Below are 16,225 nucleotides of genomic sequence, written 5' to 3'. Positions count from 1 at the left end.
CTCGCCATGCAACCGCTGCATCGTCTGATGCTGGAGGTGACCGAGCACACTTCCATCGTCGACTATATGCAGGTTGCCGCGATTCTTGATCCGCTACGCCAACGCGGGCTGCGCCTGGCCGTTGACGATGCGGGGGCCGGCTATGCCAGTTTCCGCCACATCCTCAAGCTCAAACCTGACGTCATCAAGCTCGACCGGAGCCTGATCAGTAATCTCGACAGTGATAGCGATTGCTGTGCAATGGCTGCGGCGCTGATCCGCTTCGCCGAGGAAACCGGCAGCAAGATCATCGCCGAAGGCGTCGAGACGGATGCGGAACTGGCGGTTCTGCGCGAATTACGGGTAACCAAGGCCCAGGGTTTCCTGCTGGGGAAACCGCAGCCGATGGGCGAGTCGGTGGGTTGAGGGTTGCGCCAGCAAGCCTGTCGCACCAGTACGTTAAGTTTCCAGGCAGGGTAGGCTGCAATCGGGTTCTTCGAAAAATGCGGTGATTGCCGCGTGGTGCTCATCGACACGGGAATCTACACTCCAATCCGCCGCAGACTTGCTGAGCGGTTATTCGCTGTTCCTTCCAATCTGCCGTGTCTAGTCCCGCTGGAGTTATCAGCTTCCCCATGCACCGTCCCCGCCGCGCATTTATCTGGATAACCGCTCTGGCTGTGCTGTTGCATCTGTTTGCAATGCCGCTGATGAGTGCCGGTGCGCAGATGCCGGACACGGCTGGGCATTGTCCAAAGGCTCAGGCCAGCCAGCACGGTATCGCGGCGCATGACGGTCATGCGGGGCATGGGGGCGAGTCGGCGCCGCAGCCGGCGCATCACCTTGGCATGCCTTGCTGCTGTGCGGCGGGTTCCGCGGGCCTGGCTGCGATACCCATCAGTGCGTCGGAGCTGCAGGCACCGCGTCGGGTCCAGCTGAGCGTCCTGCAGCTCAGCACGGCGCCACCGTTATCACCACGCTACCGTTGGCCAAGCCTTAATCCCCGCGCATCTCCGCTCGTTTGATCGATCACACCCTACCTGCCTGATAGCCGCCGGTCCTAGTGCTGCGCGCGGCTGCCGGGCGCACCCTGCCGTTGGCCTGTGAATCGGCCAGCCGCCGTTTGATTGAGTGAGCGAGCATGTCTTCACGTACTGCAGGCGCCTGTTCCGAGGCGCCATCTCGGGTATCCCAAACGCGGCAACCGCTGCTGGTGCTGCTGATCCGTTTGCATCTTTATGTCGGGCTACTGGTCGGCCCTTTCATCTTCATCGCCGCGTTGAGCGGTCTGATCTATGCGCTGACGCCCCAGCTGGAGGATCGCCTCTACGCCGAACAGCTTTACACCGACAGCACGGGAGCATCCCTGCCACTGGCCCGGCAGATCGAAATCGCTCAGGGCTATGTCGGCGAGGCGGCGATGCTCTCGGCGGTGCGTCCGGCCCCTCAGCCAGGCACCACCACTCGGGTAATGTTCAAAGCGCCGACTCCCGGCGCATCGGAAAGCCGTGCCGTGTTCATCGATCCGGTAACCGCCGAAGTCCGTGGCGATCTGTTGGTTTATGGCACCAGCGGCGTTCTGCCGCTGCGCACCTGGCTCGACCAGTTCCACCGCAGCCTGCTGCTCGGTGAGCCGGGGCGGCTGTACAGCGAGCTGGCCGCTTCCTGGTTGTGGGTCGCTGCGCTCGGTGGCTTGGCGTTATGGCTCGTTCGTCGTCGGCGGCAAGGGACGGCTGTGCCGGTCCGCTCATCTCGATTACGCCGCTGGCATGCCACGCTGGGGCTATGGTTGCTGGTTGGGCTGCTGTTCTTCTCTGCCACCGGCCTGACCTGGTCGCGTTGGGCGGGAGACAACATTGGTGCCGCGCGGGCGGCGTTGGGCATGTCGACGCCGAGCGTATCCACCGCACTTGATGGCGCAGCGGTCATGCATGCCGGCGAGCACGCGCACCACGCTGGCATGGCGGTGGCCACGGGTCAGTCCGGCAATCCGGTACTCTCCAATCGGGAGCTGTTCGATGCGGTACTGGTTGCGGCACGTAACGCCGGAATCGACGCAGGCAAGATCGAGATTGTCCCAGCAGCGCGGCAGGATCGCGCCTGGACGGTGACCGAAATCGACCGCAGCTGGCCGACGCAGGTCGATGCCGTCGCCGTAGATCCACGCACCATGAGCATTACCGATCGCACCGATTTCGCGACCTTCCCGATAGCCGCCAAGCTGACGCGCTGGGGTATCGATGCGCACATGGGCTCGCTGTTCGGCCTGGCCAATCAACTGCTGCTCGCCGTCACGGCGCTTGGGCTGGCGACGTTGGTGGCTTTCGGTTACGTGATGGGGTTGCGGCGCACGACGGCGCGCCGCGTTGGTCTGGTGCAGGCGCTGGCGGCGCTGTCTCCGTCGGCGCGGCTGGTGACGCTGGCCCTTGCCGTGTTGTTCGGCGTCTGCCTGCCGGTGCTGGGCGTCAGTTTGCTGCTGTTTCTGATCGGCGAGGCGGTGTTCGACGGCCTGGCGCGATCGCGCCGGCTGCGAGTCGGTCAGTCGGGCTGAGGCGGTGCGCGACGGGCTTGCCAGCCGCCCCCCAGCACCTGGTACAGGCGGATCAGCGCATTGAGCTGGCTCTCGCGCAGTTGCACGGCCGCCAGCTCGGTGTTGAAAAGGTTGCGCTGGGCATCGAGGGTTTCCAGGTAGGATGAATAGCCCGCGCGGTAGCGGTCTTCGGCGTAGGTCAGCGAGCGCGCTAGCACGGCGCGCCGAGCGGCAACGCGTGCGAGCTGCTGGCGCAAGTTGCCGACCGCGGCAAGGCTGTTCTCCACTTCGTTGAAGGCTTGCAGGGCCGTGGCGCGGTAGGCGAATGCCGCCTGGTCGCGTTGGGCGGTGGCGATGTTCACACCGGCTTCCAGCCTCCCCGCATTGAAGATCGGCGCGAGCACGCTGGCGCCCAGATCCCAGACCCGCACGGGGTCGTAATCCAGTGAATTGACAAACAGCTGGCCGAGGCTGGCCGACAGCTGAACCTGGGGCAGAAAGCGATCACGTTGGGCCTGCAGGTTCAGGTTGCTGGCGGCCAGCAGCAGCTCGGCCTGCTGGATATCCGGGCGGCGGCGCAGCAGAGTGGAAGGCAGCACGCCGGGCACCGCCGGCGGCTCGATGGTCAAGAGCCCGGCGCCGCGTTCGATCTGGCCGGGCAGGCGCCCGGTGAGCAGGCGCAGGGCGTTTTCCTGCTCGCGGATCGCCTGTTGCAGCTGCGGCAGCAGTTCGGCCGCGGCTTCGTACTCCGACTGCGCCTGGGTCAGCTCCAGTTGCGAGGTGTAGCCGAGGCCGGCGCGGTCTTCAGCGACGCGCAACGCCTCCTGCCGGGACTTGACCGTCTCTCGGGTAACGTACAGCTGCTGGTCCAGCGATAGCAGCGAGACGTAGGCCCGAGCGGTGGTACTGGCCACCGCCAGTCGCACCGCGTCGCGTTCGGCTTCGGTCGCTTGAAACTGCAGCTCGGCCGCGTCGCGCAGGCGCCGCAGCCGGCCCCACAGATCGACTTCGTACGACACCAGCAGCGAAGGCTGCACCGCGGTGGTGTGAGTGATCCCCAGCACGCTCAGCTCGCGCGTCCGTTGCGCGCCCAGCACGGCGTCCAGCGAAGGCAGCAGGGCGGCATGTGACAGCTGGATCTGCTCGCGCGCCTGCTCGACTCGCGAGGCGGCACTCAGCACATCGGTGTCGTTCGTCAGGGCGGCCTCGACCAGCGCCGTCAGTTGCGGGTCGGCGAAGGCTTCCCACCAGGTCGCGGAGATTTCGACCGGCTTTGCCTCCGGCTCGCGCCAGTCGGTCGGTGGGGCGAATGCGGCCTGCGGCGGCAGCGGCTTTCGTGGCGGCATGCAGCCGGCCAGTGGCAGCAGCAGCAACAACGCCGTCAGCAGGCAAGGCAGGGCGCAGGGGCGTCGGCTCATTGCGTGCTTTCCGCGACTGGCTGATCGGCGTGCTCGGCGGCGCCGGTGTCGACGTGGGTCACCACCGAGAGCCCCGGGCGCAGGCGCTGCGCCAAGGGCTGGTCCGGATCGATGGAGATGCGCACCGGCAAGCGCTGGACCACCTTGGTGAAATTACCGGTGGCGTTGTCCGGTCGCAGAATGCTGAATTCCGAACCGGTGGCCGGCGCCAGACGCTGCACGTGACCGTTCAGGTGCGCGCCGTCCAGCGCGTCACCTCGATTTTCACGGGTTGGCCGGGGCGCATGGCGAAGGTCTGGGTTTCCTTGTAGTTGGCGATCACCCAGAGCTGCTCCGGCACCAGGTAGAGCAGCTGCGAGCCAGCCGTCACGTATTGGCCCTGGCGTACCGTGACCTCGCTAACCTGGCCGCCGCGCGGCGCCTGGATCTCCGTATTGTCGAGGTCGATTTGTGCCCGCTTCAATGTGGCCTCGGCGATCTCCACCTGCGCCTGCAAACCACCACGGGACACTTCGCTGGCTTTCAAGGTCTGCTCGGCAATGGCGATAGCCGCCTGCGCCTGCTGCACCTTGGCCGCGGCGGCACGGGCGCCGGCGCGGATCTGGTCGCGTTCGCGGATGGAGACCGAGCCACGCTTGGCCAGCTCGTTGACGCGCTTTTCATCCGCTAGGGCGCGTAGCCGTTCGGCTTCGGCCGCAGAAAGTTCGGCGCGACGTGAGGCCAGTGTCGCTTGATTCGAGGCCAGGGTCTGTTCCAGGTTTTCCAGATCGAAGCGCCGTGCGGCCAGCTCAGCGCGGCGCTGCTCGACGGTCTGGCTGTACTGGCGATTGTCGATGCGCACCAGCGTCTGGCCCTTCGCGACCTGTTCGAAATCTTGCACCAGCACCTCGGTCACATAGCCGTTGACCTGCGGCGCTAGCACCGTGATCTGCCCACGCACGTAGGCGTTCTCGGTGACCACCACGCCGCCGCTGAACGGCCAGAGCTGCCAAGCATAGAGGATCGCCAGCACACCGATAAGCGCCACCAGCACCATCAGGATGACCGAGCGGCGGCTCGGCTTGATGGTCTTCGGCGGGTCGTCAGGTGCCGGGCCGGCATCGGTCGCGGCTGCCGAAGGCTGCGGCGGCTGGGCGGTCTGTAGGTTTGGGGCCTCGGATTGGGGGCGTTCACTCATGGAGAGGCAGCGTTCCTGTTCTGCTGCGCGATGCGCAGGGTGCGATAGAGCGTCCAGCCGAACACGCCGATGGCGAGCATGCCGATCAGCCGGAATACATCATTGAAGGCCAGCACATTGGCTTTCCGCGTGGCCGCCTGACTCAGCTGCGCGGCGCTTTGCGCCTGGCGTAGTCGAGGGTCGGTCTGGCGTGGTGTCAGCGCCTGGCTCTGGTCCTGCAATCGGCCCGCGACCCGAGGGTCGCCGGGCACCACCTGCTCGGTCAGATGGCTGGAATGGTATTTCTCGCGCATCACCTGGTAGGTGCCGAACAGCGCTGGGGCTGCCAGGCCGCCCAAGCTCTGGGTCATGGTGAACAAGACGATGAAAGTCACCAGATAGTTCGGCCCGTTGCGCAGCGCCCGACCGATACCGGTGATCAGCAGCGGCCCGAGAAACATGCCGCTGGCGAATGCCAGCAGGCCCTGGCTGAGAAACATGTCGTGCGGGCGGGTCAGGTTGGTGGCGTCGATGTCGAGAAAGCTGGCGATGGCGATCAGCACGATCGACAGCAGGATCTGCGGAAAGGCCATGGCCGGGCTGAAGGTCATCGCACTGCCGGCAATGCCCATGGTCAGCCCCAGCAGGATCACCGCATACAACGGCTGCAGTTGCTCGGTGCCCATGCCGAGGGTCTGCAGCAGGCCAACCGCGCCATAGGTCTGTTCGGACAGCAGCAGTCGCAGCATCAGCGCACCGAAGGCGAAACGCAGCATTTCGGCGGTACCCAGCCAGCGGGTGTGCAGCAGCGGATTACACCGGTGATGTTCGATCATGAAGGCCGCGCACATCAGCAGCAGCGCAGCGATCAGGGCGTAGCCCAGCCACGGCTGCTCGGTCCACCAGAGGATCCGGCCCTGCGCCAGCACCGCCGCGATCAACGCCAGGGCGGGGGCGAGCAAGGCGAAGGTCAGGAAGTCCAGCGGTTCGAAGACCTTGATGCGCTCGCCCAGCGGCAGCTTGAGCACGACCACCGCCGCCAGCGAGCACAGCGCCAGACCGCTTTCGAACACGTAGAGGCGATGCCATTCGCCCATGTCCAGCAGCGCCGGTGACAGCAGCCAGGCCAGCGGCGTTCCCAGCTGGGATATCCCGAAGCCGAGAATCACCGCCTTCGGCAGGTCGGCCTTGCGAAAGGCCTGGAGCATGTAGAACAGCCCCAGCGACGAGGTGGTGGCCGCCGCCAAGCCGCTGGCCGCACGCACGAAGATGGCCATCTCCAACCCTTCGACGAACACATGGGCGATGCTCAGCAGGGCATAGACAGTCAGGCCAATCTCGGCGAAGCGGCGCAGGCCGTACTGCTGACGGAATTTGATCATCAGCAGGTTGGCCGAGACATTGACCATGAAATAGGACGCCGGCAGCCAGGCCGCCTGCGATGGCGTCAGGCCGAGGTCGCCCTGGATGCTCGGCAGGTTGGCGATGAACAAGGCATTGCCCAGCCCGCCCGTGATGCCCACCAGCACCGCGACGCAGGCATAGGCGATGCGCACCGGCATGGGGTGCAGCAGGATCGCCGGGGATCCGGGCATCGAGGGGCGTTCGTGCGGTTCCCAGCGGGGAACGGGAGCGAGGTATTGCGCCATCTTTCGCAGGGCTCGATAGATAGGGTCACGGGTCGACAGGTGCGGCCGGTGGTGGATTTCGTTTAGGACAGCACGAGCGCGAAATGATTGATTCTACCCGTGCCGCTCCGTTGGTCGCGATGAAAAATCGCCCTGTGCGGCGGGTCGGTCACTGGGCGGGGCGGCTGAACCTTTGCCGAAACGCGGCAGTCGACTCAACAGGTTGGCCGTGTTGTTACCGGCCTTTAACTGAGCCTCAGGAGGGACCTTCAAATGGACACCAACGACACCATTTCCGTGCTTAACGATCTCATCGAAACCAGCAAGGACGGTGAGAAAGGCTTCCGCGAATGCGCCGATGACCTGAAGAATCCGCAGCTGAAATCCACCATGACCCAACGTGCGCAGGACTGCGCGACAGCTGCCGCCGAACTGCAGCAACTGGTCCGGTCCCTGGGCGGCGATCCGGAGACCTCCAGCAGCACGGCGGGCGATATGCACCGGCGCTGGGTCGATCTGAAGTCCGCGATTACCGGTCACAGCGACGAGGCGATTCTAAACGAGTGCGAACGAGGTGAAGACGTAGCACTCAAGAGCTATCGTAAAGCGCTGGACAAAGACCTGCCGGTCGATATCCGTGCGGTTGTGGAGCGCCAGTTCCAGGGCGTGCAGCGCAATCATGACCAGGTCAAGGCGCTGCGTGACGCAGAACGCGCGCGCAGCTGATCCGGTGCGCCGATCAGCCTGATCGACACGGCGCCCGAGTCCGATAACGCCCCGACCATTCGGGGCGTTTGCTTATCTGCCCGGTGCCTGGGGGCGACTACGCCTTGTTTCGACCCGCTGGCGCCGTCGCCACGCCTCACGTTCGTTAGACATCGGCATGACTGTCCAGCCCGCCCGGGCTACGCGGCAATTTGGTTCGGCTTGCTATCCTCTCGGCTCGTCTGCTGCCCACCGGCAGCAATTTCGTTGCGAGCTGCTAAGCTAAACCCCTTCGTTTTCCTGAGAGCCGGCTGCCATGAATTCATTCATCACTCCTCCGGCCGATGACACCGGTGCCCAGCGTGCCGAACTGGCGCGGTTGGTCGATGGCTTCGTCAGCGGTGACGGCATGCATCCGACCATCATCGAACCGCTGCACCTGATCCGTTGCGAGACGCCCGGCGAGATGACCTATGGCGTACACAAGCCGGCGTTGTGCATCATCGTTCAGGGCGGCAAAGAAGTGCGTCTGGCCGATGAACTGTATTGCTATGACCCACTGCATTACCTGGTGGTGTCGGTGACGTTGCCGGTGGCCGGTTGTGTGGTACGGGCCTCGAGCGCGGAGCCCTATATTTGCATCCGGCTGGATATCGATCCCCCGTTGATCGCCGGGCTGATCAGCGAGGCCGAGCCGCTCATGCCTAGCAGCGAGCCGGACGGGCGCGGCCTGTATCTGGACCGCATCGATGCGCCGCTGCTCGATGCCACCCTGCGGTTGGTCCGCCTGCTTGGCAACCCGAAGGACATTCCGGTGCTGGCACCGTTGGCCTTGCGCGAAATCTTCTATCGGTTGCTCTGCGGGCCGCAAGGTCGGCACCTGCGGGACATAGCGCTGCAGGGCAGCCAGTCGCACCGGGTCAACCGCGCCATCGAATGGCTCAACCACAACTACGTTGAGCCGCTGCGCATCGATGAGCTGGCGAGCCGGGTCAACCTCAGCAGTTCCAGCTGCATCATCGCTTCAAGGCGCTGACCGCCATGAGCCCGCTGCAGTATCAAAAACAGCTTCGCTTGCAGGAGGCCCGGCGCTTGCTGATGACCGAAGGCCTGGAAGTCTCGGCAGCCGGCTATCGGGTCGGCTACGAAAGCCCTTCGCAGTTCAGCCGCGAATACAGCCGGCTGTTCGGCGCCTCTCCGGTCAAGGACATGGCGCGTTTGCGCAGCATCGCCTGATCAGCGCGAGGCGTTCGCCAGCCCCAGCATTCATCGCAGCGCCGCCACCCTGGCGCGTGCCGCGTGCAGCTTCTTGTAGCTGTCGATCAGGCGCAGGTGGCGATCGAGTCCTTCCAGCTTGGTGTTGGTGGGCGTCAGGCCGAAGAAGCGCACGCTGCCGTCGACCGAGCCCATCGCGGCGTCCATCCGCTCGTGGCCGAACAGGCGACGGAAGTTGGTTTCGTAGTCGTCCAGCTGCATCTCGTCATCCAGGGCCACTTCGAGCACCACGTTCACGGCCTGATAGAACAGCCCACGTTCGACCGTGTTGTCATTGAATTGCAGGAAGGCTTCGACCAGCTCCTTTGCCTCCTCGAGCTGGTTCAGGGCGAGATGGATCAAAAGCTTCAGTTCGAGAATCGTCAGCTTGCCCCACGCTGTGTTCTCGTCAAATTCGATCCCGATCAGTGTGGTGATGTCGGTGTAATCATCCAGTTCGCTGTCTTCGAGACGCTCGACCAGTGCTTTCAGGCTGCCATCGTCCAGCCGGTGCAGGTTAAGGATGTCTTCACGGAAGAACAGCGCCTTGTTGGTGTTGTCCCAGACCAGATCTTCTACCGGGTAGATTTCCGAATAGCCGGGCACAAGAATCCGGCAGGCCGTTGCGCCTAGCTGGTCATACACGGCCATGTACGCTTCCTTGCCCATGCCTTCGAGTATCCCGAACAGCGTGGCGGCCTCCTCGGCGTTGGAATCTTCGCCATGTCCGGAGAAGTCCCACTCGACGAACTCGAAGTCAGCCTTGGCGCTGAAGAAGCGCCACGACACCACACCGCTGGAATCGATGAAGTGTTCGACAAAGTTGTTCGGCTCCATCACGCCTGGCTTTCAAAGGTCGGCTGGGGCAGGTCGTTCAAACCTTCGAAGCTGCGGCCCTGCAACAGTTCGGTGAGGCTACGCTCCAGCGCCACCTCGAAACTCGGGTGTGCCCCGAACGAGGCGAAGACACCGCCGGTGCGCGGGTTCATCAGGGTGACGCACATCACTGGATATTCCCCGCCCAGCGACGCGTCCTTGACCAGCACCGGAAAACCCTGTTCCTCCAGTCCCTGGATGCCTGCCAGGATTGCGGGGTACTTCGCCAGTACTTCCTGGGGGACGTCAGGCAGGGCGATTTCGCCTTCGAGGATCTCGCGTTTGACCGCGCGCTCGAAGATTTCCGACAGGCACTGCACCTGCGCTTCGGCCAAGGTATTGCCGGCGCTCATGCCGTTGCTGAGAAACAGGTTTTCGATCAGGTTGGAGGGGAAGTACACCACTTCGCCGTCCGACTGGCGAACAAAGGGCAACGAGCAGATGCCGCGCTCGACGTTGCCCGAATTGGTGTCGTACAGATGTGAGCCGCGCAGCTCGCCATCGGGGTTGTAGATCTCCCGGCAGTACGTATCGAGTATTTCTGCCGGCAACGCATCTTTGCGGCCCGGCTTGAACCAGCGCTCGTCGGGGTAGTGCACGAAATCGGCATGGGCGATGTCATCGCCCCAGAACTGGTCGTTGTAGAAGAAGTTGCAGTTGAGCCGCTCGATGAACTCGCCCAACGCCGACGCCAACGCGCTTTCCTTGGTCGCGCCTTTACCGTTGGTGAAACACATCGGCGAATGCGCATCGCGAATATGCAGCGACCACACGTTGGGTACGATATTGCGCCACGACGCGATTTCGATCTTCATCCCGAGGTCGGCCAGAATCTCTGACATGTTGGCGATGGTCTGCTCGAGTGGCAGATCCTTACCGGCGATGTAGGTGCTCGCGTCGGCCGCGGTGTCGGGTAGCAGCAGCGCCTGGGCGTCTGCATCGAGATTGTCCACTTGCTCGATGACGAACTCCGGCCCAGTCTGCACCACCTTTTTGACCGTGCACCGCTCGATGGAACGCAGGATGCCCTGACGGTCCTTGTCGGAGATGTCCGCCGGAAGCTCGACCTGAATCTTGAAGATCTGCTTATAGCGGTTTTCCGGATCGACGATGTTGTTCTGCGAAAGCCGGATGTTTTCGGTCGGGATGCCGCGGGTCTGGCAGTACAACTTGACGAAGTAAGCCGCACACAGCGCGGACGAAGCCAGGAAATAATCGAACGGGCCTGGCGCTGAGCCGTCGCCCTTGTAGCGGATCGGTTGATCGGCTATCACCGAGAAATCATCGAACTTGGCTTCAAGCCTGAGATTGTCGAGAAAGTTAACTTTGATTTCCATGCGGGATACCAGAACAACACGATTTGGCCGCCCATTATCCGGTTTATCCGCCTTGCGTGCGTGATTTTCCAGCCTGGCGGTCTGTGCAGCACCTCGCTCCCCGAATGTCAGCGCTAACACGAATGCACGGCAGTGACCCACCACGACCTCGTCGTCCCAAATGGCTACGAGGATCAGAACTCGTTCTTTCGTGCCTTCGGTCAGTGGGAAAGCCGTACGCCTGCTACCTGGCGAAAGCAGCAAGAGGCTCAAAGAAAGGCCTGAGCGCGCCCATTTTCGCCGCGACGGACGTGACGGGGGCACCGCTGCTGCCCGTCTGTCGCGGCCATTTCCAGCACTTGCGCTCAGCGTGGCGAGGCGTGCCCTTTGCCCGCCTGCAACTCGAACGCGATACTCCAGTTGTGCAGCGGATACGGTTTGTCCACCAGCGCGGCGATGTTGGCTTCGCGCGGCATGCCTTCGTCCGGCAAGTATTCGTAGCGGGCGTCGGCCTGGGTCGGGTCGCTGTCGCGTAATTCACCGGCGCCTCCAACCGCATGGCTGGCATAGCGGATGCGCGGCGTGCCGACCAGATCGCGGCCGGCATTCAGACGCACAACCGTGTCGGCGACGATCTCCACGGCTTCGATCGGCACCTCGCCCTGCTCGTCGATCAGGATGAAGCCGCGGTTCTCTATCGGCCATGCCTGATGGCCGAGATAGGGTTGGTCGAATACCAGCGGCGGGGAGGGCACATGGAAGTCGATGAGTACTTCGCGATCTTCAAAGGTGGCGCCGCGCGGCGACAGCGGTTGCCAGTTGCGGCCCTCTATCACCACCTGGTGATAGACCTTGCCGAGCATCTGGCCGAACCAGCGATAACCATTGGCCGACAGGTGAGTGCCCTTGTCCACGTAGGGGTAAACCGGCCCGGCGAGGTACCAGTTCGGCTCCTCCTGCGCCAGTTCCCATTGCGCCATGCCAATGTCGAGACCGCCATCTACCACTGAAGACTTGGCATCGGTCTGGTAGCTGATGAACGAGGGCATCTGCGTTTGTCCGATGGCCTTTGCGGTGTCCGTGTTCAGGTCTTCGCGTAGCTGGCGCAACATTTTCTTGTAGGTGGCTTTGTCGTTGATGCCGCCTTGCACTTCGGCGTAATCGTATTCCCCCTGGAGCCAGAAAAAAGCGCTGATGCTGTAGCTGGCGCCTTGCGCGTCGGCGATCCGCTTGGCCTGGTCCACTGCCTGCAGCACCCGCCGGTACTCATGGGTGCCGCCGACCTTGGACAGCTGCACGATGGAGCGTCCAGAGGTAGATGCGTTGCTGGCGACGAACAGATGCTCGGGATCGGACTCGACGCCATGCTTTTCCAGATACAGACGGCGCGCCATGTTCAGTGCGCCAACTTCCACTGATTCGCCTTCTTCCTGGGCGTGCTGCTCCAGTTCCGCGATCGCTGCGCTGTCGAGAATTGTCTTCGGATCTCGCTTGAGCTGGACCACCGCTCTGAGCGGCTTGAACGACGCCTCACCCACCGGTACGAAGCGAGCTCCGCTGAAGGTCGCCGAGCGTGGCGAGTCGCCTAACATCAGGTTGTCGTAACCGGGTTGCTTCGAGAGCGCAGGCCAACCTTCGGCAGCTGATGCGAGCGACTGACCGTAGGTGATGATGTGGTTGTACTTAGCCGTCGGTGCCGGTGAATGGTGGTTGGTTTCCGCCATGATCTGCTCGCTGAAGCGTTTGTTTTGCGCGTCGCGGGCCGAAAGCGACGGGTCACTCGCTGCTGATACGAGTGGCGTAGTCACCAGCACGGCACCCAGCAGCAGCGCCGTCCAGCGTGACGTGGACAGGGTGTCGAGGGCGGAGTCGCTGGCGATGTGGGGCAGCTCGGGCATGGCCAATTCCTTTGTCGGGCTGCGGCGAGGCGCTGCAGGGCGCAGTGTGGCCGGCCGCTCGGAGTTGGCGTTTCGATGGTGCTGGGCGCGCTTAGTTCGGTCTCAGGCCCGAGAGTGGATACTCGTCGGGATCACTGGAACGATGCGAGCGGCTCTGCGTGCTCGCTCGGTGCTGCGGCGTTTGCCAAGGCTTCCTTGATGGCAAGCGCGAGCTCTTCCAGTCGATAGGGCTTGGCCAGTACGTAGACGCCTTGATCGGCGGCGGCTTTCTTCGCCGCTTCGGCGTAGCCGCTGGTGAGCAGAACCGGTGTGCGGAAGTGTCTTGTACGGATCTCGCGCGCCAGTTCCACGCCGTTCATGCCTCCGGGCATCATTACATCGGAAAAGACCAGGTCCACATTGCGTTCGTTGGCCAGCATATCCAAGGCCGCTGCGGCGCTGGCGGCATGGGTTACGCTGTAGCCCAGGTGTTGAAGCATTTCAGCCACAAGTGCAGCGACTTCTTCATCATCGTCGACCAGCAGAACATGGCCGGCTGAGGTGTCCGCCGGAATTTCGATCTGCAGATTGCCGGGCTGGCCCTGTTCAGGTGTCGCCGCCGAGCGGGGCAGCAGGAGCACCACGCTGGTTCCTCGCTCACATTCAGTATCGATCCACACCGTACCGCCTGACTGACGAGCAAACCCGTAGACCTGCGCCAGCCCCAGGCCAGAACCCTTGCCGATCTCCTTGGTGGTAAAGAACGGGTCGAATACCCGCCCGCGTACATCGACCGGGATACCGGTTCCTGAGTCGATCACCGCCAGGCGAACGAAATCTCTACGTTGTCCCAGCACCTGCTCGTCAGGTGCATTCGAGGCCTGCAGGAGGATCGTGCCGCCTTCGGGCATCGCATCGCGGGCGTTGACCGCCAGGTTGAGTATCACCAGCTCCAGCTCGCCCGGGTCGACTTCCACCGGCCACAGGTCTTGCGCGAACTGCACCTCGACATGCACGTCACCGCGCAGGCTACGGTCAAGCAATTCACGCATCCGGCTGATGTGATGAGCAAGGTCGACCGGCTCGGGTGCCAGAGACTGACGCCGAGAGAAGGCCAGCAACTGGCGGGTGAGTGCCGCACCTCGCTGTGCGGCCTGGCGCATGCCATCCATCAGGCGCTGGCGGCGTTCCGGGTCGGATCGGCGATCGAGCATGTCGAGGCCGCCGGCGATGACCATCAACAGATTGTTGAAATCATGGGCGATGCCCCCAGTGAGCTGCCCGATGGCCTCGATCTTCTGGGTTTGACGCAGGGTTTCTTCGATATGGGCGCGCTCCGCCATCTGCGTACGCAGCTCGATGTTGGCTTGCTCCAATGCCCGGGTGCGTTCGACCACCAGTGCCTCAAGCTCGTGCGAGGCCTGCTCGCGAGCCTCGATCAATGCGCGAACTTCGTACTGGCGAAGACGGCCGCGCACAGCTGCCTGGACGGCGCTGGTCAGGGTAATGCTCTGCACCGGACGTTCGAGCAGAGAAACGTTGCACAGGGCCGCGACCATGCGCTGGCGCCAGGCACTGACGGCCGGCTGCTGATGCTTGCTGGTCAGCACCACGAATGGAAAATCGGACCAGGCCGGCTGCCGGGCGGCCCAGGTTGCCAGCGTTTGAAGGTCCTGACCGAACAATGCCTCTTCAGCAATGAACACCGCATCGGCATCGTTTTCGGCGCGTGCCAGCACCTCGGCGACGCTATGGCAGACATCCGCAGCCATGCCGCTGCGCCGCAGCAGATCGGCCGTTGCCGGTCCGTCCCTGCCAATGGGGGCGAAGACGACTACTAGTGGGCTATCTCGCTTAGGCGTCGTCATGCTCGTCTTTCATGAGGGGAGTGGCGTCGCCGGTGTATATCGGCGTGCCCGAGAATATGCCGCTGAAATCCACCAATGGTGGCCCGACCTTGACGCCGTACGCACCAAGGCGAAACTCCCTAATGGAATTTTCATGGGATCCACTGCGCTTTTTCACCACCGACAATGCACGCCGGACCACGCCAGCATGCTCGAAATAGCGCAGCATGATAACCGCATCACTGAGGTAGCTGATATCGATGGGCGTATCCATCGGGCCGACCAAGCCATGCTGAGCCAGCACCATCACGCTGATGACCCCTTTCTGACCCAGATAACTCAGCAACTCATGCATCTGCAAAATCAAGAAGCGACCGTCGGGCATGGCGTTCAGGTAGCCGTTGAGGCTGTCCATCACCACCAGCTGCGCGCCCCGCTCTTCGACGCTCTGACGTACCGCCGCGGTGAATTCGCCGGGTGACAGTTCGGCAGGGTCGATCTGCTGCAGAAGCAGCTGGTCCTTTTCGATCCACGGCTGCAAATCCAGGCCGAGCGCCCGGCCGCGCGCCAGTAGCGTGCCAATGCCTTCGTCGAATATGAAAAACGCCACCTGTTCGCCACGTTTGCAGGCGGCCGCGGCGTAGGCCAGTGCGAGCGATGACTTGCCGACGCCGGCAGAACCTATCAGCAGCGCGTTGGTGCCGCGCTCCAGCCCGCCACCGAGCATCCGATCCAGTTCCGGGTTGCCACTTGAAATCGTCTCGCCCACGAATGATGAATGATGTTCGGCCGCGATCAGCCGTGGATAGATCGCCAGGCCACCTTTCTTGATGGTGAAGTCGTGATAGCCGCCTCGGAACTTGATGCCACGCATCTTGATTACGCGCAGGCGTCTGCGCTCGGCGCCGTAATCGATGGCCAGCTGCTCGAGCAACACCACGCCGTGAGAAATCGAATGCAGCTGCAGATCGCCACTCTCGGAGGTCTGGTCATCGAGCAGGATCACCGTGCAGCGGCGAGTAGTGAAAAAGTGCTTGAGCGCGAGCACCTGGCGGCGATAACGCAGCGGGCTCTGCGCCAGCAGGCGCATCTCGGACAAGCTGTCGAAAACGACCCGGGTTGGGTTGGTTTGGCTGACTCGCTCGAAAACCTGCTTGGTGGTCTCGTTCAGCTCCATCTCGGCCGGGTGCAACACGGTCAGCTCAAGTTCGGGATCGAGGCTGTCTTCGGGCGTCACCAGCTCGAACACGTCGATGCCATCGAGCGTCCAGCCGTGGCGTTTGGCGACCAGTTCCAGCTCGCGCTTGGTTTCCGAGAGCGTTATATAGAGCACGGTTTCGCCGTGGCGCACGCCTTCGAGGAGGAACTGCAGGGCGATGGTGGTTTTGCCGGAGCCTGGGCTGCCCTCGTAGAGGTACATGCGATTGGGGTCCAGGCCGCCGCCGAGAATATCGTCCAGGCCTTCGCTGCCGGTCGAAATGCGAGGGCATTCATCGTCTGCGGTGAGTGAATGATCAGAGGGGTAAGTCAATTCCGTACTCCTTAACGCGCTACGCAGAGCGTCGCTGCGTTCCTTGCTCCGGCTGCCCAGCCAAGACGGCGGGATTGGCAGGAAGAACACGCCCGGCAATGTCGCGCT

9 protein-coding genes and 3 pseudogenes are annotated in these 16,225 nt (G+C 63.2%); 5 read left to right on the top strand and 7 right to left on the bottom strand.

The features are described 5' to 3' along the window. Positions 1-6 precede the first annotated feature (6 nt). The 3 genes from DQ405_RS28070 to DQ405_RS04915 all read left to right on the top strand — a co-directional run bounded on the left by DQ405_RS28070 (position 7) and on the right by DQ405_RS04915 (position 2,530). Positions 7-405 (top strand): EAL domain-containing protein, encoded by a 399-nt coding sequence (locus tag DQ405_RS28070; protein ID WP_274597403.1) that lies wholly within the window; start codon positions 7-9, stop codon positions 403-405. Positions 406-614: 209 nt separating this feature from the next. Beyond that, the gene (locus tag DQ405_RS04920) at positions 615-1,004 is read left to right on the top strand and encodes a DUF2946 domain-containing protein (protein WP_168423169.1); all 390 of its coding nucleotides are present in this window, start codon (positions 615-617) and stop codon (positions 1,002-1,004) included. A 116-nt stretch (positions 1,005-1,120) separates the two neighbouring features. After that, positions 1,121-2,530 carry a PepSY-associated TM helix domain-containing protein gene (locus tag DQ405_RS04915; protein ID WP_168423168.1) on the top strand — a complete coding sequence of 470 codons (1,410 nt, stop codon included), beginning with the start codon at positions 1,121-1,123 and terminating at the stop codon, positions 2,528-2,530. On the opposite strand, the gene DQ405_RS04910 is transcribed toward DQ405_RS04915, so the two are convergent. The 3 genes and pseudogenes from DQ405_RS04910 to DQ405_RS04900 form a co-directional block, all read right to left on the bottom strand. Continuing rightward, entirely contained in the window at positions 2,518-3,927 is a 1,410-nt protein-coding gene (locus tag DQ405_RS04910) for an efflux transporter outer membrane subunit (RefSeq protein WP_168423167.1), read from the bottom strand. The two genes, DQ405_RS04915 and DQ405_RS04910, sit on opposite strands and share 13 nt — an antisense overlap. After that, positions 3,924-5,104 (bottom strand): annotated as a pseudogene (locus tag DQ405_RS04905) (HlyD family secretion protein). The gene DQ405_RS04910 and the pseudogene DQ405_RS04905 overlap by 4 nt, the downstream one beginning before the upstream one ends. Then, positions 5,101-6,678: an MFS transporter gene (locus DQ405_RS04900; RefSeq protein WP_168423166.1), complete on the bottom strand. Its 1,578-nt coding sequence runs from the start codon at positions 6,676-6,678 to the stop codon at positions 5,101-5,103. The pseudogene DQ405_RS04905 and the gene DQ405_RS04900 overlap by 4 nt, the downstream one beginning before the upstream one ends. 306 nt (positions 6,679-6,984) lie before the next feature. On the opposite strand from DQ405_RS04900, the gene DQ405_RS04895 reads away from it, so the two are divergent. Together DQ405_RS04895 and DQ405_RS04890 are read left to right on the top strand one after the other, a co-directional pair. Next, complete coding sequence (locus DQ405_RS04895; RefSeq protein WP_168423165.1) at positions 6,985-7,437, top strand: PA2169 family four-helix-bundle protein; 453 nt, start codon at positions 6,985-6,987, stop codon at positions 7,435-7,437. 295 nt (positions 7,438-7,732) lie between these two features. After that, positions 7,733-8,652 (top strand): annotated as a pseudogene (locus DQ405_RS04890) (AraC family transcriptional regulator N-terminal domain-containing protein). Between the two features lie 30 nt (positions 8,653-8,682). Here DQ405_RS04890 and DQ405_RS04885 read toward each other — a convergent pair. From DQ405_RS04885 to DQ405_RS04870, 4 genes and pseudogenes are all read right to left on the bottom strand, one after another. Beyond that, a pseudogene (locus DQ405_RS04885) lies at positions 8,683-10,883 on the bottom strand (OsmC domain/YcaO domain-containing protein). 344 nt (positions 10,884-11,227) lie between these two features. Continuing rightward, on the bottom strand, positions 11,228-12,760 hold the full coding sequence (locus DQ405_RS04880; RefSeq protein WP_241729826.1) for a phosphate ABC transporter substrate-binding protein: 1,533 nt from the start codon (positions 12,758-12,760) through the stop codon (positions 11,228-11,230). A 131-nt stretch (positions 12,761-12,891) separates the two neighbouring features. Further along, positions 12,892-14,607 (bottom strand): response regulator, encoded by a 1,716-nt coding sequence (locus DQ405_RS04875; protein WP_168423164.1) that lies wholly within the window; start codon positions 14,605-14,607, stop codon positions 12,892-12,894. Then, on the bottom strand, positions 14,594-16,117 hold the full coding sequence (locus DQ405_RS04870; RefSeq protein WP_168423163.1) for an ATPase domain-containing protein: 1,524 nt from the start codon (positions 16,115-16,117) through the stop codon (positions 14,594-14,596). Before DQ405_RS04870 ends, DQ405_RS04875 begins: the two co-directional genes overlap by 14 nt. Positions 16,118-16,225: the final 108 nt, after the last annotated feature.

This window comes from Pseudomonas sp. SST3, assembly GCF_003325755.1.
The sequence above is the reverse complement of the archived record's forward strand: the minus strand, read 5'-3'. Positions and strand labels throughout refer to the sequence as shown.